We start from the raw sequence: 14,668 nt of genomic DNA on the forward strand, positions 1-14,668 counted from the left end.
CCGGGTCGCGTACGCCGTGAGGCGAGCGAGTCGTTGGCTGCGCAGGTACTGCGCGGGCGATCCGGCCGGACCAGATGATCAATCCTGATTCGATCATTCGTTCTAGTACATAGGGTCTGCCCTAGTTCACGCGGTTCGTCGGGGTCCCGGCGGAGGGTGCGTCACGAACCCGTCACTGTCGTCCGATCACGCTTCCGTGCTGCGCCGGTAGCTTCGACGGTTCCTCATGGCGGCCGCGGCGGTCTGCCCCTTCCACCGGTTCACGCCGTGGTCCGTGTCGTCGGGTTCGGGCCAGCGGCCGCGGTTGAGGTCGGCACGGATGGTGCCGGCCTTGATGCCGATGCCGGCGGCCTCGAGGTCCTGGGCGGTGTAGAGGCGGTCCGGCTCGAGGTCGACGGCCTGGCGGTCGACGCTGGCGCGGACGAACTCGGCGACAGCGGCTGCGTCGTATTCCTTGTACCGGCCGCGTTTGCCGACGGGCTCGGGCCAGCCAGGGCGGCGGGCCCACTCTTTGGTCACGGTGTGGGTGCTCACACCGTAGGTCGCGGCGATCTCGGGGGTGATGATGCGGGCCGGGGCTACCATGGTGGCGGATTCTCCCTCTGCGGAGTTTTCAACTGGTGGGGCCGACGCTCTCTCACCCTCTGGCGTGCCAGGGGATCAGCGCCGGCCCCGTTTGCTTGCGTGAGAGCGGGCTCGGTGTTCGCCAGTTGAGAGGGTCCCGCCCCGCGCTGGCTGCGCGGGGCGGGCGGGGCGGTTAGGACTCGTCGTCCTCCAGTTCGCCGCTCTCGATCATCTCTGCGATGGTCGTGAAGGACCGGATTGCGTGCTCGGCGGCGTCCAGCCGCCAGGCTGCGGGTCCGGCCATCGTCCGCAGTACGAGCATCTCGTACGCGATGAACCAGTTCAGGATGAGGTGCTCAAGCGCGGTCTGGTGCTGGCCCGGGATCGGCTCGGCCTCAAGGAGGTCGCGCGCCCTGTCGAGCGCCAGGACCGCCTCGGGGTCGGGGCTGCCCCCCGCGAGGAGCTCGGGGAGGACCACCGGGATGGGGAGGTCGAGCAGGAGGCCCCGCAGGTACTCCATCATCCCCATGACGGTCTCTCCGAGTCGGAGGAACCGCTCCTTGTCGTCAGCCATTTCGGCTTCCCTCTCTGTGGAGTTTTCAACTGGCCGTCAGGCCCGGGGCTCTCACCCCCCGCCCTGACATCTCTAACTTTACAGCACTCGCGTCTAGAATTGCAACTGCGAGAGGGGGAGTGGAGCGCCCCCGGCTGGGTGCCGGGGGCGCCGATTGATCAGTCGCTGTTGATCAGGAGCCAGACCCAGAGGGCCTTGAGCGCGCCGTCCGCGTATAGCAGGTTGGCGCCGACCCCTTCGGCTCGGGTCTCCTCGTACCTCGCCGCGCACAGCGCGTAGAGGTCAATGGCGGCCAGGAGGTGGATGCAGCCGGTGAACAGCTGCGCCTCCTGCGCCTCGCCCATCGGCTGGTCCTCGGCCAGTGCGGCCACCCGCTGGATTGCGGGGACCGCGTTGGTTGCGGGGATGTGCCGGTCGGTCGGGATGGTGATCGGCACGGGCAGTGCCTCGCACACGTCGACCAGGAGCGAGTACGTCACGGAGATCGAGTGGGCGAGTGCCCCCATGATCTCGTCGTCGCGGTCGGCCATTGGCTTCCCTCTCTGTGGAGTTTTCAACTGGCGTCTGGTGCGGGGCTCTCACCCCCCGCCCTGACATCTCTAACTTTACAACATTCGCTTCTGGTTTTGCAACACTCTTGGGTGGTGAATGCCCCCGGACCGAGTGGGCCGGGGGCTTGAGGCGGGGGTGCTACGCGCGGCGCCAGCCGGACAGGCGGTGGTCGGCACCGACCTCGGCGGTCAGCCGCATCCCGGCGAGTTCGGGCACGGGCACGCCGATCGTCTCGGCGATCTCGGCGGCCGGGTAGCGCTCGGGCGCGGCCCGGTCCTCGGCCGGGACTTCGGCGACGATCTCGGCCTGGTCGCCGAAGAGGAGCAGGACTCGGACGGTGACGCGATCAGCAGACATGACGGGGATCCTCTCAGGACGGGTCGGGGCTGATGCCGACGCTCTCACGCATCGCGCGGTCGGACTGGTCGAGGCGGTGGAGGTAGTAGCGGGCGCGCAGCTCGTCGCCATAGGACCGCTCGCGGGGCTCCTCGTCGGACGGCCCCGGGTCTCGTGTGACGGCCATCAGTCAGACCGTCGCACCTGGGGAGGGCGTGTCTTACCGAGCGTGTGAGGGGTGGTGGGACGGGCGCGGTACGCGCGTGGGACGCGCTGCGCCTTTGCGCGCTCCTGGGGACTCTGACCTGCGTCATACGGTGCGACGAACCAGGCATCGATGAGCGGCTGGACGGTCGGCGGGGTGTGACCGGCGGCCCACACGGCCCGGTATGTGCCAGCCACGATGCGGGCGACGGTGCGCACAGCGTCGGACTGCGTCATACCGGTGGACATCAGTGTGACCAGGTCGTCGTACAGCCCCTGGTCGACCTTGACCGACAGCGTCTTACCGACAGGCGGCGGGGTGCTCATGGTGTGACTCCGAGGGGAAGGAGCCGGCCCCGCGTGGGGGATTTCGCGGGGCCGGCGGTCGGGGTGGGTCAGCGGAGGCGGTGCCAGCCGCCGCGGCGGTCGCGGGCCCGGTCCTCGTCCTCCCACGCCTGCCCCTTGCGGGCGGTGCGCGGGATGGACTGGCGGGGCGCGCGCCGGCGCTGCGCGGAGAGGTCGGCAGCGAGTTCGCGGTCACGGCCGGGCTGGAGGCTGCGCGCGAAGTCGGCGAGGCGGCTCATCAGTTGCCGTCCCTCCAGCCGAGGCGGCGGCGGATGTCGGCCCCGTTCTCGTACTCGGCGTGGCACTGCTCGGGGGTGTCGGGCGTGGCCATGAGACCGCTGGGCTGCGGCTTGAGGCTGGGCGGCGGGTCGGGCTCGTCGGTACGCTCCATGGCGGACCTGCTCCTTCGTCACGGTTGTGGGTAGGTCCGGCCCCGGCCATGTGGAGGTGCGAACTCCGGCCGGGGCCTTCGTTGTTGCCGGATCGAGAGTAGCGAACTTCCTTGTTTTAAAACAAGGAAGTTGGAAGGATGGAGTCATGCCCGACTCTCCGCCGGAGGAAGTCGACGAGACGGGAGGCCCGGACTTGATCTCTTTCGCGGACATGCCCGCGCGTCTCGAAGCTGCCGGTCTGAAGAAGATCAGCGCGCAGCGTTGTCGGCAGCTCGCCGAGGAAGACCCGGACTGGCCGGTGCCTCTCAATCAGGCAATGAAGGTCGGCCGCATGAGGCTGTTCGACTGGCGGGTCATCGAGCCGTACTTCCGGAAGCGGAAGTCACGGCAGGGGCAGAGAACCGACATTCGACCGTCAGAGGAGAACCCGACAGATGGTGCAGCACGCGACGCGGGGGCAGATTCCCCACCCAGGAGTGGGTGACAAGAGCAGCGGTGTACCGGCTCAGTGACGCTTCCGGCCGCCTGCTCTACGTGGGGATGGGGCGCAACCCGATGGGGCGCTGGGCATCCCACGCCGATCAGCATGCTTGGTGGCCGAGCGTCGCCTCCTTCGAGGTGACGTGGTTCGCGTCGCGTGAGGAGGCTGCGGCCGAGGAGCGGCGCGCGCTGCGTGAGGACGGGCCACTGCACAACCTGCACGGCACGCCGGGCTGGGGTGCCTTCCTGGTCAAGGCCAACGCGGACTGTCAGGCGTATGGGAACAAGGCGCATCGAGAGTGGGACAAGGACCACCCTGGCTGGCGTACGGACCTGAAGGGGAAGCCGCCGGCGGCCGGGGAGTAGCCCAGGGTGCGGCGCCCGCGATCCGGGGTGAGGCTGAAGGCGTGGCCGCTGATCGCCCGGTCGTGATCTATCCGCCCGACGAGGACGGAGGCCGGCGCGTGCGCGTGGACGGGGTGATCAAGGGCCGGGCGTTCAGCGTGCAAGACGTCGCCCGGTTCATGCAGGAGGCGGGGCTCCAGGAGTGGGATGAGATGGACGTGGTCCGGTCGTCGCTGATCGAGTGGCGCGGCGGCGGACCGGACGTCTGGACGCGTTGACCGCGGCCGGCGAGCGACGCTCGCCGGCCGCACCCCGTCAGGGGTTGCGCCGGTTGAGATGGTCGGCGACCTGGATCGCCCCCACGCGGACATAGCCCGCACGGATCGCGCCGGTGGTGCGGTCGAGGACGTACCAGTGCCCGCGGCCCTTGAGGGCGACGAAGCGGGGGGTGAGGGAGTTGGCGTCCATCATGGCGGGTTCCTCTCGGAGGTGGGTGGCGCCGGTCGCCGCCTCGTGGGAACCATGTTGGCCAACTCGGTTCGCATTGTCAACTCTGTTCGCCTATTGAGTTGGCCAACACGGTTGATGCATGATGGGCGCATGGACACCGTCAGACTGGAACTCGCAGCTCAGCGCTACCGTGAGGCCGAGCGCGCCCTCGACTCCGCACGCGCCGACCTCCACGCCGAAGCCGTGGCCGCACTCCGCCAAACGGAAGAGCGCGGCGCACAGGCCTCTGTCGCCCGAATCACCGGATGGACGCGGGAGTACGTCCGAAGGGTGAAGAAGAAGGCGGACGCGGCGGGCGGCGGGCCGGACGCCTGAAGGCCTTGAGTGGTCACCTGGCTTTGTACGCGAGAGCGAGAACCGTTCTCCCGTACAAAGCCAGGTCACCCTTTCGGACGATGTTGGTGGTACGCGCCGTCTTGCGTCACATAAGTGACCTGCGGCTCCAGTCCGTTGGTCTTCCAGACTCACGCTGCGCCGGCCTCGAGGGCGGCCGCGGTGATGCGTGCGGCCAGGGCGAGCTCCTCGCGGGTGAACATGGCGCCGCAGCCGCCGCAGTCGATGTACAGCTGGTGGTCGGTCTCGACCAGTTCGAGGTCGTCGCAGCGTGGGCAGGGCTGGGTGATCGGCCGGCGCTGCGGCCGCAGACGAGTGGTGTTGCGGATGGTCCGCACCAGCTCGTGCAGCTCGTCGCGCATGTCGCCCGCCCAGGGTCGGCGCGAGACCCAGCCGAGCGGCCGGGGCGCGGCCAGCCACGCACACAGTGCCTGCGGGGTGAGCGAGGCGGGCGGGTTCCAGCGGCGTTCCTCGCTGACGAGCCGGACCCAGGGGATGAGGACGCCGGCGATCGGCAGGGGCCCGTGCTGGTCGCCGTGCGGGTCGCGCACGTCGGTCCAGGCGGCGGGGCCGAGGAGGTTGAGGACGTCGGGGCGGCCGGGCAGCGGCGCGGTACGGATGGCGACGCGGCCGCCGGTGCCGGCGCTGGTGGTCTCCCGCTGGCGGGAGCCCTCGAGGACGATGATCTGCGTCGGGATTTCCGCGAGCCAGCTGCCGAGCAGGCGGACGCAGGGGGTGCACAGGGTCTGGTGGGCGGTCAGTTCGTGGTCGCGCAGGGTGCGGTGGCAGGTCGCCGCGGCGCAGGGGTGTGTGGTCACCGGTGTTCTCCTCGCTGTGCTGGTGATGCTGGGCGGCGACGGCCTGCCGGGGTCACGGCGTGGTGGTCATCGCTTCTTTCGGCCGCGACGCGGCCCGTACGGGGACTGCCACGCCGGGCGGCCCCGCTGTCGCTCGGCGTGGCAGTGCTCGGCGATGTGGGCCGCTGCCCGCATCGCCTGGCCGGCCTGGCGCGCCGCCTCCGCCATGGCCTGGAGGGCGGGCCGCATGGCTTGGAGGAAGTGGGCGATGGCCGTGCCTGCGATGTGAGCCCGCTCGGCGACGGCCGCGCGCGCCTCCGCGTGGATGACCGCCGTGTGCTCGGTGTGCCTGCCCTCCAGCGCGTCGGTGAGGGCGCGCTGCGCCGTCTCCGGGGCCATGTCGTGGTGGGTGACGAGACGGTGCACCAGTTCGGCGCGCGCCACGAGGAGCGGGGGCGCCGGCACGAGGGGCACGGCGGGGGCGGGTTCGGGGGTGGGGCGGCTGCGCATGGCGTCGCCGCTGACGGTCCAGTCGTGGACGGCGCTGTCGATCTGGGCGAGGACCTCGTCCGTGGTGGGCATGAGTCAGGCTCCCTGCGTGATGTCGTCGGGGTACTGGGTGCAGCCGCCACACACGCCACCGATGACCGGGGCGCCCGGGTGCTGGGCGCAGGCCTCGCCGGCGCCCTCGCACCGGCGGGTGTAGGTGTGGGCTTCGGAGCAGGCCGGGCCGCAGCGCTGCATCAGCTCGGCTGTGAGGGCCTGCATTCCGGCGAACTTGGCTTCGGTGGTGTGGCCGTCCCACTGCGCGCGCGGGTCGTCGGTGGGGACGTGCTCGAGCGCCTGGATCAGGTCGGCGTCGCGGGGGTGGATGTGCCAGGACGCCTGGCGGCCGCCGAGGTACAGGTACGCGATCTGCCAGCCGGGCTCGTCCACGTCCGGCGCTGGCGCGACGACTGCGCCGTCGGTCAGCGCTGCGAGGAGCGCGACCAGGTGGGTGCGCTCGCGGTAAGCGCCGTCCCGCTCGGCCTCGGCGCGCTCGAGGGCAAGGCCCAGCCCCATGGCGTGGTACCCGAGGGCCTCCAAGGGGTCCACGTCGCTGCCCGGAGGGGCGGCGTGTTCCTCGATCATCTGGCTGGTCGCCGTGTCGACCAGCGAGGCGAGGTCGGCAGGGAGTGGCTGCGCCTGGGGGCCCGCGAGCCTTGTCAGGTCCCGCGCAAGGCGGGTGGCCAGGGACCGGTGAACGATGAGCCTGCGCGTTACATCCCGCAGCGGGTCGCCGTCGGTGACACCGACCAGGTCGATCACGTAGGGCGGCTCAGTGGGCGTGGCCGGGTGCGCCTCAGCGAGGATCGCGCCGTACTTGATGGGGAAGAACAGGTCCCCGGGCTCGGGCGGCAACCCGGTGGTGGGGACGAGTGGGTCCGTGGTGAGGTCTTCCGGCTCGGTCAGGGCGCGGGTGTGAGCCAGGCTGGCGTGGGTGCGCTGGCGTACGCGGCCGCACAGGTCGGCCCACCAGTCCGCCCACCACGGGTGGCCCTGGTGGTCGGCCTGCTCGTCGACCGGCAGCCCGAGGGCCTGGTGCAGGTCCATGGCCATCCAGCCCTGCACACCGCGGATCTCTGCCTCGCGGGTGAGCTGGTGGTCGCTGAGGGCGGCCGTCGGCCGTGAGGGCGGCTGGGCGCACGAGCCATCGGATCTGTGCTCGCACGGGCTGCCATGTCCGGTGTGGCCCTGGGCGCGCCATCCGGTGACCGCTGTCTCAATGCGGCGGACGACTTCCCACATCCGGTCCCACTCGGCGGCGTCGATCCCGTACACCGTGACGCGGGAGCCGTCCGTCTGGTCGGTGGAATTCTGCTTGCTTGTGGGCAGGGTGCCGGCGAGGCCTGCCTCGCCGACCGCTGCGGTGAGCCGGGCGTTGACGTTCTCAAGGGCGCCCTCGGCGGTGCCGCCGAGGATCTCCAGGCTTGAGGCGAGGCCGGTGAGCATGCCGGACATGAACAGCCCTGCAGGCTGCGCGAGTTGCTCAGGCGAGTGCTCCTTGACCGCCGTCATGACGGCCTGGATGTGGATGCGGACGCGCTCGTCCCGCTCGTTCAGCAGCTTGTCCGCACGCCGGCGGAGAGCGTCGTACTGGGGGCGGACGGCGTCGTCTACGTCGTCGGGCGCAGGCTGGTGCTCGCGGGGGCCGGGGATGGTGGGGTCGCTCACGAATTGTTCTCCTTGGTCTGCCGCCAGGCGGCGGGGTCGGTCTTGCTGCCGCGGGTGGGCAGGACGAGCGGGGTGCCGTACCGGCCGTAGCCGATGACCCGGTCGGGTCCGACGTGGGGGTTGCCAGCGGACGAGCCGCCGCAGGATTCGCAGGGGTCGCCCTCGTGGCGGCCGTGCTCGCAGCGGTCGAGGTCGGAGAGAACCGATAGGAGCCGGAGCACCCACCGGTCCTGCACGGTGGGCAGGGAGTCTCCGGCCTGGGAGACCGCATCCTGCGGCGGCGTGAGCGCCGCTCGGAGTTCGGCGAGGCGGGCGTCCCACCAGCGAGAGACGGGCGTACCGAGCGGCGGCGGCCCGCCCTCGAGCCAGATCCGCTGAAGATGCAGTGCCTGCTGGACGATGGCGGCCTGGTCCTCGGTGAACCGTCGGGTGGCTGCCCGGACGAGGGCGGCCAGTCCTGCGCTGGCCTCTCTGGTCATCTCGCCGCTACCGCGGACCCGAATGGTGGTGCCGTCGACCTCGACGTCCGTACAGGCGTCGCTGGGTTCGGTCTGCTCGCTCAGGGCCGGCTCCGCTGCTGTTCTGCGTTGTCGATGACCTGGGACAGGGAGTGGGTGCCGGTGCAACGACGGTCGTGGGCCCGGCCGTCGGATGCGAAGGAGAGGAGGCAGCACGGCTCGAGCGGCGGCGGGTTCTCCCCGAGTGCACAGCTGCGGGCCCACTCGGCCTCGAGGCGCCGGCGGCGCAGGCGGCGGTGCTCGCGCAGTGCGGCCTCGGCCAGGACGAGCATGCCGATGCCGAACATCGCAGCGTGCAGGTGCTCACCCTGCAGGGCTGAGCGGGCCACGGCACCAGCGAGGAGCACGGCGCCGGCGGCCGCGGAGTACATGTAGGAGCGGGGGTTCCTCATCGCGCACCGCCGCGGCGGTCGAGGTCGGTGATGATCGTCTGGCAGACGGCCGCGATCTGGATCAGCTCGGCGCGGAACTCCTCGAGGTCCCGCTCGGCGCCGGCCTCGTAGGCCTCCTCGAGGATGCCGGGCGTGGTGAACAGGGCTGGGTAGCTCAACGGGTGCTCCTCTTGCGGCGGGCCCGCTGCAGCAGGCGCGTAAGGGCGGGCGGGAGTGGCTCGCTGGTGTGGCCGCAAAGGGCTGCGGCCAGGGCGATGACGGTTGCGACGTACGTGCCGACCTCGCTCACGACGGGCTCGCCGAGGCCTGGCCGGTGGTTGCGCGCCATGCATCGAGGACGGGTCTGGGGATCTGGCCGACGCGGGGGCAGTCGATGCCGGTCTCGGCGGCCCACGCGCGGACGGTGCGGGGCTCGTAGTCGCGGGTGACGGCGCGCTTCTTCTTCGCCTTGGCGGGCGCGAGCTCGGCCTCGCGGGCGCGGAGTTCGGCGAGGCGCTTCTCCAGGTTGGCGGCCTCGTCGGTGATCGCGGTGAGCTCGGCGTCGGCGGCGTGGCGCTGGCGGAGGCCGACGAGGGCGTCCTGGGCGCGCATGGCCTGGTCGCGGACGTGAGCGTCGGGGTGGGTGGCGCCCCACTTGAGGAGTTGGCCGACGGGGAGTCGCTCGGCCGCCCTGAGACGTACGTCGGCGTCGGCGAGCGAGGGCGGGGCGGTGGGGATGGGCTGGGACATGGGCGGTTCGGTCCTCTCGGCGGGCGGGTGGGCGACGGCGAGGTGTTCGCGGAGGGCGGCGAGGGCGGCAGCCGTCGAGGCGGGCAGGGTGGGGATGCTTCTGCGCTGGTCTCCGTTGAGTCCGCCCCACAGCCCGTAGCGGTGGTGGGGTGGCTCGGTGGTGAGGACGTCGTAGAGGCACTCGGCGCGGACCGGGCAGCCGTTGCAGACCTGTTGGGCGGTGGCGTGGTGGCTGCCCTTGGCGTCGAACCAGTGGTCGGTGTCCTGTCCGCGGCAGGCCGCCCGCAGGCGCCAGTCCGCGGCGTCGCGGGCGGCGTTGGTCACGGCGTGCGGCGGTCGATGGCCTGAATCCATGCGGCGGCGACGGCGGCGACCTGGACCAGCTCGGCGCGCAACTTCGCGGGGTCGCACTCAGCGTTGGCCTCGGCCACCTCTTCGGCGAGTACGTCAGCCCACGTGCCGTAGCCGGAGCCGAAGGCGGCCTCGCACCAGCGACGGGCCGCCTTTGCGTAGTCCTGCTGGGACTTGTTGCCGGTGCCGTCGGGGTGGTTCTGCTCGCCGAACTTGGCGTCCTGGCGGGCGCGCTCGTCGCGAATCTCGGCGAACACCGAGGAAGGGCCGGCGGGTGCAGCTTGGTCGGCCAGACGGCGCAGGCCCTCAGCGAGCTTGTTCGGCACGCAGCTGTCGCAGCCGCCGCAGTCGCAGTCGTCGTCGTTGCCGACGAAATCGGCGGCCTCGCGGAGGACCGTGGCCCGGTGCTCGGCGCGGTCGCGCGCCTGCTGCTCGCGTACCTGGGCCTGGATCGGGGCGAGCAGCTCGGCCGCGCGGTCGGTGGCGGCCTGCTCCTGCTCGGCGAGGTGCTCGCGTACGGCGGCGGTCTCGGCGAGGAACATCTTGCGGGCGAGGCCTTCGCTGTCGTTCGGGTCGGTCATGATTACGTCCTGTCTGTGCGTGATGGCGGGCGGAACCGGATGAGCGGCGGTCAGGTGGAGGGCCATGCCGTCACGCGTCCGTCTCGGCGGTGCCGCGCATGACCGCGTCCTTGAGGTGCTCCCCGGCCACGCACCAGGAGCGCGTGCACTCGGTCGTCACGTAGCCGACTGGCGGACGGCCGTGCGTCTGTTCGAAGATCGCCCGGCGGGCGTTGTGCTGGCGGCCCTCGGCGAAAAGGATCAGCGAGCGGCGGTAGCGCGATCCCGTCCACCGTGCGTGGCCGCCGGGCTCCGGCGTGAGGTGGAGGGCGAGGGCCTCGGCGATCGTTATGGGGGCGGGGTACGTCCGCCGGGGCGTGGGGATCTGGAAGTCGGCGCGCAGGCGGGAGATCCGGTTGGGTCCCAGCCGGGTGGCCCGGCGGATCTCCTTCACGGTGGCACCGCTGCGGAGCATGCCGATCGCCGCCGCCTCGGCGGCGTCCATCTCGGCGCGGCCGCGCTTGGCACGCTCCGCTGGAACCGGGATGCCTCGCTGCGCTCGCACACGGCGGACGATCGCCTTGCCGACGCCGAGGTCTGCAGCGACCTGAGCGTAGGTGGCGCCGGCCTTCAGGAGCGCGGCGACCTGGTCGTCGCGGGTCACCGTCCCCACCGCCAGTCCCCGGCACGTACGGCGGCGCGCCGCTCGGGCCTGCTCGACGTCGAGCGGCGCGGCTGCGGGCGCGGGCAGGTCGCGGCGTGCGGCATGGCCTGCCACTCGGCGTGCTCGAGGGTCGGCCGCTCGGCGGTCAGCACGCGTACCCGCAGGGTGCCCGGGCCGTCCGTGTACGCGGCCAAGTTGCCCGCAGGGTCGGGGTCGGCGTTGATGGCCTGGCGGCGGCCGCGGGCGGTGATGGCCCACCGGATCCGCGCACGGCATCCGTCGCATGCGGCGACGTCGTGGTCACTGAGCATTGGTCCTCCGGTCGGTGCCGGTCTCGGGTGATGGGGAGCGGCCGTGCAGGAGCGGGAGCGCCCGCAGCGGGCCGTACATGTGGAGTGCGACGGCGGGGCCGTGCTCGGCGGCCGCCGCGAGGATCTCGGCGTCCGTCGCCCGGTCCCGCTCGCGGAACGTCTTCTTCGGCGGGAGCACCGCCGCGCCTCGCCGCGCCTGGTCCTCGAGGACACCCAGCCGCTGCGCCAGGCGTGCCACCTGCTCGCGCTCGCGCCGGTCGAGCTCGGCGTCCCGCCGCGCCCGGGCCGCCTCTACTTGCCGGTTGAGCGCGCACGTCTCGCAGGGCGCCCAGGCGCCGCCTCCGCCCTCGGCGGGCCACAGCTGTCCGGACTCACAGGCCGGGTCGCCGCAGCCGTGCCGTACGAGGGCCGCGCCGAGCAGCCAGCGGCCGATGTCGCGGACGGGCTCAGTGGTGGCGTAGCGGCGGGCGATGCGGTCGATCAGGCGGTCCTCGCTGCCGAACGGCGCGTCAAGCTGGGTGCCGATCTCGCGGGCGATCCTCCGCAGCACGTAGGTGCGTACGTCGGTGAGTTCATGCCGTACCGGGGCGAGCACTCGCCACACCCGGGGGGAAAGCTGCAGGGCGGGACCGGTGTAGGCGGGGCGGCAGGGGGCCGGGCCCGCGCCAGCGGTCTCGTCATCCATGCGCAGCACGAGACTGGGCCGACCGAACGCGTCGGTGCGGGAGTTGTCCACAGGACCCGCGACCCACTCACGGTCACCTCGCCTACGGCGGATAACCCCCACGGGGTGCGTCTCATCAGGTCGGTCAGTCTGCGGGTCTTCCTTAGACGCGAGGGATCCGTCAAGATCGTCCGCACCCGATCCGTCATGAATGACCGGTGCCTCGGCGCCCCACAGCGGCAGCTGCTCGGCGGCCTGGTCCGCGGGAACGTCGGCGACCGCCGACGGGGCGGGCACGGTGCGGAGCGGGTGGCGGTGGGTCTCGTAGGCGTGGCGTCCTTGCGCGCCCTCGCGGCGCCGCACGGTAAGCCAGCCGGTCGCCCCGAGCTGGTCGATCAGGCGGCGGGCCTGCCGCTCGCCAAGGGCCTCGCCGGCGCGCTTGCCGGTGTGGTGGCGCAACATCTCGCCCAGCTCGGCCACCGTCACCGGGATACCCCGGGCGGTGGCGTAGGCGAGCAGCGCGTACAGGCGCAGCAGGCGCGGGGTGAGGGCCTCGGCCGCGCGCACGGGGATGCGGACCCACAACTCACCCTCGGCAAGCGGACGGGTCACGCGGTGCGCGGACTCGCCGGTGCCGCCCCGGGCGGTGCGGCGGACGGTGGGCACCTCGACGATGCCGTCCACGGGGTCGGGGTGGCGCAGCGGGCGCAGGCCTCGCTCCGCGCTGGACTTGGACACGCCGAGGTAGGCGGCGAGGGTGTCCACGCGGGCGGTGCAGCCCTCCGGGCGGAGGGCCAGTGCCTTCACCTTGACGTAGGTGCTCAGGGCCGCATCGGGGTACTGAGGACCTACGACCAGGCGCAGGGGGACCTTGACGGTGAGTCCGCCGTCGCGCGGGCGCACGGCCGCGGCCGCGCTGGGCGGCTGGGCGTGCGGTGCAGCCTGGTGGGCTGCGAGCGCGGCGGCGGACATCGGTTTCCTTCAGGTGGGTTGGGTCAGCGGTCGATGCAGGAGGGGTAGGCGGAGCCGCGGCGGCAGTCGTTGTAGACCAAGGAGGGCACCTCGAACTCGTGCTGCTGGCCGTGCTCGTCGCGGGTGGTGAGTTCGTACTCCCAGTGGCAGCGGCGGGCCTTGCGGCTGCTGCTGGCGCGGCATTCGTAGTGGCGGTCTTTCGCGACGACGCGGCCGGCTGGGCCCTGCTCGAGCGTGTCCGAGCAGGCGGTCAGCAGCAGCGCTGTGGTGGTGAGGGCCGCGCCGAGTGCAGCGAGAGTGCGCCTCACCGGACGATCCCGAGGGCGCGCGCGGCGGGCAGCCACTGCGAGAACTCGGCGGTGATGCCGTCGTAGAGAACGGCGTCGTCGATCGCCTGGGGGATGGCGCCCGCGTGGAAGTAACTGGAGTTGTCGACGGCCCGGCCGGGCAGGGTGTTGAGGCGCTGCAGGAACGGGACCTCTGTGCGTCCGAATCCCACGAACGCCCAGAAGATGGGGCGGCTCGAGAGGCGGGCGAGGAGCTGTGCGGCGACCTCGGCGTCCTGCGGAGCCCCGTCGGTCTGGAAGATCACCAGGGCCGGAGCGCCCATGCCGGAGTTCAGGTAGTCGTCGACCACGACGTTCATGGCGACCGAGTAGTTGGTGCCGCCCATAGTGCGTCGCCCGCCGTGCAGTTCATGCTGCTGGCTGATGACGCCCTGGTACCGATCGAGGTCGACAGTGACGGTCGGGTAGGGCCTGCTGTCGAACATCACCAGCGGCACCGTGCCGTCGTCGTCCAGGTTCACGGACAGTCCGAGGGCCTGGTCGGTGAGGTGCTGCACGGAGCCGTCGTTGTAGTAGCCGCTCATGGACCCGGACCGGTCGACGACGAGGTAGACGGCCGCGCGCTGCCCGGCCAGGCCGTGCTTGGTGAGGCTGACGCCGGCGGTCTTGGCGAGGCGGACCATGTCGGGCGCCTGGGCCTCGATCTTGCTGAGCGAGATCACGTGTTCTCCAAAGGGGGGATGCGGGTTGATGCCGGGCGGGCGAGAGCGGTCATCGCCCGCCCAGCAGGTCAGCGGGCGATGCCGCGGTTGCGGTGCGTGCTCGCCCATGCGCGGACGTCCTCGAGCGCTCCGGCCGGGATCGTCAGGACCAGCTGCTCGCTGCCGAGGCGGCGGCCGTCGGCCTCCGTACGGCGCCGCCGCTGCAGCCAGCCACGACCGGCCAGCGTGTTCATGGCGGCGTCGACCTGGGAGAGGCTCAAGCCCGTGGCCTGAGCCAGGTGCTCGCGAGTGGGCTGCATGTTCAGGGGCACCCGCCCGGTGGAGTGGCTGGCGCGCCACATCAGGTCATGCGCGAGGAGACGGCTGCTCGCGGGCATGCTGCTGAGCCGCACCCCGAACAGGAAGCACCGCCGAAAGTGCTCCTGACGGGTCAGCTTCCCGGGAGCGAGGGACTCCTCGACACTGAGCCGCTTCGGCTCGTACGGCACGAGAGCGCGGACGGCGCGGCGTGCCGCCTGCTTTGCACCCCGGGTGCGGGTATCCGCGGCCTGGCCGGTGGTCGCGGGCGACGGGGCGGGTCGGGCGCGCAGCATGTCGGCGGGGGTCGGAATGCGGCGGGGCGCGGCCGGTGAGGTCATGTCTGGTCCTGCCTGTGCTCGGTGGTGCTGGTGGGCGCCGATGTCGCGGTGTCGGCGTCGGGTGGCGGCTGGCGGTAGACGGGCCAGCCCGGGCCGGGCGGGGCCTCGGGGAGGCCGGCCATCGCGGAGGGTGTATGGCGTGCGCACCACCAGCCACTCGGGTAGAGGCGCGCGTAGGTGAGGGCGTGAGGCGGCTTCCGCACTGCCGTGCATG

Annotated in this window: 28 protein-coding genes; 4 read left to right on the forward strand and 24 right to left on the reverse strand. The window is 71.9% G+C overall.

Going from position 1 to position 14,668, the window contains the following annotated elements; genetic code table 11:
* Nucleotides 1-186: 186 nt before the first annotated feature.
* The 8 genes from ABZZ79_RS03290 to ABZZ79_RS03325 form a co-directional block, all read right to left on the reverse strand.
* Entirely contained in the window at nucleotides 187-585 is a 399-nt protein-coding gene (locus ABZZ79_RS03290) for a hypothetical protein (RefSeq protein WP_356685944.1), read from the reverse strand.
* 172 nt (nucleotides 586-757) lie between these two features.
* Nucleotides 758-1,138 carry a hypothetical protein gene (locus tag ABZZ79_RS03295; RefSeq protein ID WP_356685946.1) on the reverse strand — a complete coding sequence of 127 codons (381 nt, stop codon included), beginning with the start codon at nucleotides 1,136-1,138 and terminating at the stop codon, nucleotides 758-760.
* A 158-nt stretch (nucleotides 1,139-1,296) separates the two neighbouring features.
* On the reverse strand, nucleotides 1,297-1,668 hold the full coding sequence (locus ABZZ79_RS03300) for a hypothetical protein (RefSeq protein WP_356685948.1): 372 nt from the start codon (nucleotides 1,666-1,668) through the stop codon (nucleotides 1,297-1,299).
* A 160-nt stretch (nucleotides 1,669-1,828) separates the two neighbouring features.
* Nucleotides 1,829-2,047 carry a hypothetical protein gene (locus ABZZ79_RS03305; RefSeq protein ID WP_356685950.1) on the reverse strand — a complete coding sequence of 73 codons (219 nt, stop codon included), beginning with the start codon at nucleotides 2,045-2,047 and terminating at the stop codon, nucleotides 1,829-1,831.
* Nucleotides 2,048-2,060: 13 nt separating this feature from the next.
* On the reverse strand, nucleotides 2,061-2,213 hold the full coding sequence (locus ABZZ79_RS03310; RefSeq protein WP_356685952.1) for a hypothetical protein: 153 nt from the start codon (nucleotides 2,211-2,213) through the stop codon (nucleotides 2,061-2,063).
* Nucleotides 2,213-2,557, reverse strand: coding sequence for a hypothetical protein (locus ABZZ79_RS03315; RefSeq protein WP_356685954.1), 345 nt, complete (start codon nucleotides 2,555-2,557; stop codon nucleotides 2,213-2,215). Before ABZZ79_RS03315 ends, ABZZ79_RS03310 begins: the two co-directional genes overlap by 1 nt.
* A 68-nt stretch (nucleotides 2,558-2,625) precedes the next feature.
* Complete coding sequence (locus ABZZ79_RS03320; protein WP_356685956.1) at nucleotides 2,626-2,814, reverse strand: hypothetical protein; 189 nt, start codon at nucleotides 2,812-2,814, stop codon at nucleotides 2,626-2,628.
* On the reverse strand, nucleotides 2,814-2,966 hold the full coding sequence (locus tag ABZZ79_RS03325; RefSeq protein ID WP_356685958.1) for a hypothetical protein: 153 nt from the start codon (nucleotides 2,964-2,966) through the stop codon (nucleotides 2,814-2,816). The genes ABZZ79_RS03320 and ABZZ79_RS03325 overlap by 1 nt, the downstream gene beginning before the upstream one ends.
* A gap of 146 nt (nucleotides 2,967-3,112) precedes the next feature.
* Here ABZZ79_RS03325 and ABZZ79_RS03330 point away from each other — a divergent pair, with 146 nt between their 5' ends.
* The 3 genes from ABZZ79_RS03330 to ABZZ79_RS03340 are packed head-to-tail and all read left to right on the forward strand — an operon-like array spanning nucleotide 3,113 to nucleotide 4,070.
* The gene (locus ABZZ79_RS03330; protein WP_356685960.1) at nucleotides 3,113-3,451 is read left to right on the forward strand and encodes a hypothetical protein; all 339 of its coding nucleotides are present in this window, start codon (nucleotides 3,113-3,115) and stop codon (nucleotides 3,449-3,451) included.
* Nucleotides 3,448-3,813 carry a hypothetical protein gene (locus ABZZ79_RS03335; RefSeq protein WP_356685962.1) on the forward strand — a complete coding sequence of 122 codons (366 nt, stop codon included), beginning with the start codon at nucleotides 3,448-3,450 and terminating at the stop codon, nucleotides 3,811-3,813. The genes ABZZ79_RS03330 and ABZZ79_RS03335 overlap by 4 nt, the downstream gene beginning before the upstream one ends.
* A gap of 41 nt (nucleotides 3,814-3,854) precedes the next feature.
* Nucleotides 3,855-4,070, forward strand: a complete 216-nt coding sequence (locus ABZZ79_RS03340) for a hypothetical protein (RefSeq protein WP_356685964.1) — start codon at nucleotides 3,855-3,857, stop codon at nucleotides 4,068-4,070.
* A gap of 37 nt (nucleotides 4,071-4,107) precedes the next feature.
* Here the strand turns inward: ABZZ79_RS03340 and ABZZ79_RS03345 are convergent, their stop codons facing one another.
* Nucleotides 4,108-4,263 (reverse strand): hypothetical protein, encoded by a 156-nt coding sequence (locus ABZZ79_RS03345; RefSeq protein ID WP_356685965.1) that lies wholly within the window; start codon nucleotides 4,261-4,263, stop codon nucleotides 4,108-4,110.
* A gap of 129 nt (nucleotides 4,264-4,392) precedes the next feature.
* Here ABZZ79_RS03345 and ABZZ79_RS03350 point away from each other — a divergent pair, with 129 nt between their 5' ends.
* Nucleotides 4,393-4,617, forward strand: coding sequence for a hypothetical protein (locus tag ABZZ79_RS03350; protein WP_356685967.1), 225 nt, complete (start codon nucleotides 4,393-4,395; stop codon nucleotides 4,615-4,617).
* Between the two features lie 149 nt (nucleotides 4,618-4,766).
* Here ABZZ79_RS03350 and ABZZ79_RS03355 read toward each other — a convergent pair whose 3' ends face one another.
* The 15 genes from ABZZ79_RS03355 to ABZZ79_RS03425 all read right to left on the reverse strand — a co-directional run bounded on the left by ABZZ79_RS03355 (nucleotide 4,767) and on the right by ABZZ79_RS03425 (nucleotide 14,576).
* Nucleotides 4,767-5,453 (reverse strand): hypothetical protein, encoded by a 687-nt coding sequence (locus ABZZ79_RS03355; RefSeq protein ID WP_356685968.1) that lies wholly within the window; start codon nucleotides 5,451-5,453, stop codon nucleotides 4,767-4,769.
* A 66-nt stretch (nucleotides 5,454-5,519) separates the two neighbouring features.
* A complete protein-coding gene (locus ABZZ79_RS03360) occupies nucleotides 5,520-6,014 on the reverse strand; it encodes a hypothetical protein (RefSeq protein ID WP_356685970.1) in 495 nt (164 codons plus the stop codon).
* 3 nt (nucleotides 6,015-6,017) lie between these two features.
* Nucleotides 6,018-7,646, reverse strand: coding sequence for a hypothetical protein (locus ABZZ79_RS03365; RefSeq protein ID WP_356685972.1), 1,629 nt, complete (start codon nucleotides 7,644-7,646; stop codon nucleotides 6,018-6,020).
* A complete protein-coding gene (locus ABZZ79_RS03370) occupies nucleotides 7,643-8,125 on the reverse strand; it encodes a hypothetical protein (RefSeq protein ID WP_356685974.1) in 483 nt (160 codons plus the stop codon). The genes ABZZ79_RS03365 and ABZZ79_RS03370 overlap by 4 nt, the downstream gene beginning before the upstream one ends.
* An 80-nt stretch (nucleotides 8,126-8,205) precedes the next feature.
* Nucleotides 8,206-8,556: a hypothetical protein gene (locus ABZZ79_RS03375; RefSeq protein WP_356685976.1), complete on the reverse strand. Its 351-nt coding sequence runs from the start codon at nucleotides 8,554-8,556 to the stop codon at nucleotides 8,206-8,208.
* Complete coding sequence (locus ABZZ79_RS03380; protein WP_356685978.1) at nucleotides 8,553-8,714, reverse strand: hypothetical protein; 162 nt, start codon at nucleotides 8,712-8,714, stop codon at nucleotides 8,553-8,555. The genes ABZZ79_RS03375 and ABZZ79_RS03380 overlap by 4 nt, the downstream gene beginning before the upstream one ends.
* A gap of 127 nt (nucleotides 8,715-8,841) precedes the next feature.
* The gene (locus ABZZ79_RS03385; RefSeq protein WP_356685979.1) at nucleotides 8,842-9,609 is read right to left on the reverse strand and encodes a WhiB family transcriptional regulator; all 768 of its coding nucleotides are present in this window, start codon (nucleotides 9,607-9,609) and stop codon (nucleotides 8,842-8,844) included.
* Nucleotides 9,606-10,217, reverse strand: coding sequence for a hypothetical protein (locus tag ABZZ79_RS03390; protein ID WP_356685981.1), 612 nt, complete (start codon nucleotides 10,215-10,217; stop codon nucleotides 9,606-9,608). Before ABZZ79_RS03390 ends, ABZZ79_RS03385 begins: the two co-directional genes overlap by 4 nt.
* 70 nt (nucleotides 10,218-10,287) lie before the next feature.
* On the reverse strand, nucleotides 10,288-10,860 hold the full coding sequence (locus tag ABZZ79_RS03395) for a hypothetical protein (RefSeq protein WP_356685983.1): 573 nt from the start codon (nucleotides 10,858-10,860) through the stop codon (nucleotides 10,288-10,290).
* Nucleotides 10,857-11,171, reverse strand: a complete 315-nt coding sequence (locus tag ABZZ79_RS03400) for a hypothetical protein (RefSeq protein ID WP_356685985.1) — start codon at nucleotides 11,169-11,171, stop codon at nucleotides 10,857-10,859. Before ABZZ79_RS03400 ends, ABZZ79_RS03395 begins: the two co-directional genes overlap by 4 nt.
* Nucleotides 11,161-12,807 carry a hypothetical protein gene (locus ABZZ79_RS03405; protein ID WP_356685987.1) on the reverse strand — a complete coding sequence of 549 codons (1,647 nt, stop codon included), beginning with the start codon at nucleotides 12,805-12,807 and terminating at the stop codon, nucleotides 11,161-11,163. Before ABZZ79_RS03405 ends, ABZZ79_RS03400 begins: the two co-directional genes overlap by 11 nt.
* Before the next feature lie 23 nt (nucleotides 12,808-12,830).
* Nucleotides 12,831-13,115: a hypothetical protein gene (locus ABZZ79_RS03410; RefSeq protein ID WP_356685989.1), complete on the reverse strand. Its 285-nt coding sequence runs from the start codon at nucleotides 13,113-13,115 to the stop codon at nucleotides 12,831-12,833.
* Nucleotides 13,112-13,816: a VWA domain-containing protein gene (locus ABZZ79_RS03415; protein ID WP_356685991.1), complete on the reverse strand. Its 705-nt coding sequence runs from the start codon at nucleotides 13,814-13,816 to the stop codon at nucleotides 13,112-13,114. The genes ABZZ79_RS03410 and ABZZ79_RS03415 overlap by 4 nt, the downstream gene beginning before the upstream one ends.
* A gap of 68 nt (nucleotides 13,817-13,884) precedes the next feature.
* On the reverse strand, nucleotides 13,885-14,454 hold the full coding sequence (locus ABZZ79_RS03420; protein ID WP_356685993.1) for a hypothetical protein: 570 nt from the start codon (nucleotides 14,452-14,454) through the stop codon (nucleotides 13,885-13,887).
* Nucleotides 14,451-14,576 (reverse strand): hypothetical protein, encoded by a 126-nt coding sequence (locus ABZZ79_RS03425; protein ID WP_356685995.1) that lies wholly within the window; start codon nucleotides 14,574-14,576, stop codon nucleotides 14,451-14,453. Before ABZZ79_RS03425 ends, ABZZ79_RS03420 begins: the two co-directional genes overlap by 4 nt.
* Between the last annotated feature and the right edge of the window lie 92 nt (nucleotides 14,577-14,668).

It is taken from the genome of Streptomyces sp. NPDC006458, from assembly GCF_040612135.1.
Classification (GTDB): domain Bacteria; phylum Actinomycetota; class Actinomycetes; order Streptomycetales; family Streptomycetaceae; genus Streptomyces.

What these genes read in the sequence shown, in the direction of transcription:
- ABZZ79_RS03290 (WP_356685944.1), bottom strand. Translation starts at nt 585, where the DNA reads ATGGTAGCCCCGGCCCGCATCATCACCCCCGAGATCGCCGCGACCTAC.
- ABZZ79_RS03295 (WP_356685946.1), bottom strand. Translation starts at nt 1,138, where the DNA reads ATGGCTGACGACAAGGAGCGGTTCCTCCGACTCGGAGAGACCGTCATG.
- ABZZ79_RS03300 (WP_356685948.1), bottom strand. Translation starts at nt 1,668, where the DNA reads ATGGCCGACCGCGACGACGAGATCATGGGGGCACTCGCCCACTCGATC.
- ABZZ79_RS03305 (WP_356685950.1), bottom strand. Translation starts at nt 2,047, where the DNA reads ATGTCTGCTGATCGCGTCACCGTCCGAGTCCTGCTCCTCTTCGGCGAC.
- ABZZ79_RS03310 (WP_356685952.1), bottom strand. Translation starts at nt 2,213, where the DNA reads ATGGCCGTCACACGAGACCCGGGGCCGTCCGACGAGGAGCCCCGCGAG.
- ABZZ79_RS03315 (WP_356685954.1), bottom strand. Translation starts at nt 2,557, where the DNA reads ATGAGCACCCCGCCGCCTGTCGGTAAGACGCTGTCGGTCAAGGTCGAC.
- ABZZ79_RS03320 (WP_356685956.1), bottom strand. Translation starts at nt 2,814, where the DNA reads ATGAGCCGCCTCGCCGACTTCGCGCGCAGCCTCCAGCCCGGCCGTGAC.
- ABZZ79_RS03325 (WP_356685958.1), bottom strand. Translation starts at nt 2,966, where the DNA reads ATGGAGCGTACCGACGAGCCCGACCCGCCGCCCAGCCTCAAGCCGCAG.
- ABZZ79_RS03330 (WP_356685960.1), top strand. Translation starts at nt 3,113, where the DNA reads ATGCCCGACTCTCCGCCGGAGGAAGTCGACGAGACGGGAGGCCCGGAC.
- ABZZ79_RS03345 (WP_356685965.1), bottom strand. Translation starts at nt 4,263, where the DNA reads ATGATGGACGCCAACTCCCTCACCCCCCGCTTCGTCGCCCTCAAGGGC.
- ABZZ79_RS03350 (WP_356685967.1), top strand. Translation starts at nt 4,393, where the DNA reads ATGGACACCGTCAGACTGGAACTCGCAGCTCAGCGCTACCGTGAGGCC.
- ABZZ79_RS03360 (WP_356685970.1), bottom strand. Translation starts at nt 6,014, where the DNA reads ATGCCCACCACGGACGAGGTCCTCGCCCAGATCGACAGCGCCGTCCAC.
- ABZZ79_RS03370 (WP_356685974.1), bottom strand. Translation starts at nt 8,125, where the DNA reads ATGACCAGAGAGGCCAGCGCAGGACTGGCCGCCCTCGTCCGGGCAGCC.
- ABZZ79_RS03375 (WP_356685976.1), bottom strand. Translation starts at nt 8,556, where the DNA reads ATGAGGAACCCCCGCTCCTACATGTACTCCGCGGCCGCCGGCGCCGTG.
- ABZZ79_RS03390 (WP_356685981.1), bottom strand. Translation starts at nt 10,217, where the DNA reads ATGACCGACCCGAACGACAGCGAAGGCCTCGCCCGCAAGATGTTCCTC.
- ABZZ79_RS03400 (WP_356685985.1), bottom strand. Translation starts at nt 11,171, where the DNA reads ATGCTCAGTGACCACGACGTCGCCGCATGCGACGGATGCCGTGCGCGG.
- ABZZ79_RS03405 (WP_356685987.1), bottom strand. Translation starts at nt 12,807, where the DNA reads ATGTCCGCCGCCGCGCTCGCAGCCCACCAGGCTGCACCGCACGCCCAG.
- ABZZ79_RS03420 (WP_356685993.1), bottom strand. Translation starts at nt 14,454, where the DNA reads ATGACCTCACCGGCCGCGCCCCGCCGCATTCCGACCCCCGCCGACATG.
- ABZZ79_RS03425 (WP_356685995.1), bottom strand. Translation starts at nt 14,576, where the DNA reads ATGGCCGGCCTCCCCGAGGCCCCGCCCGGCCCGGGCTGGCCCGTCTAC.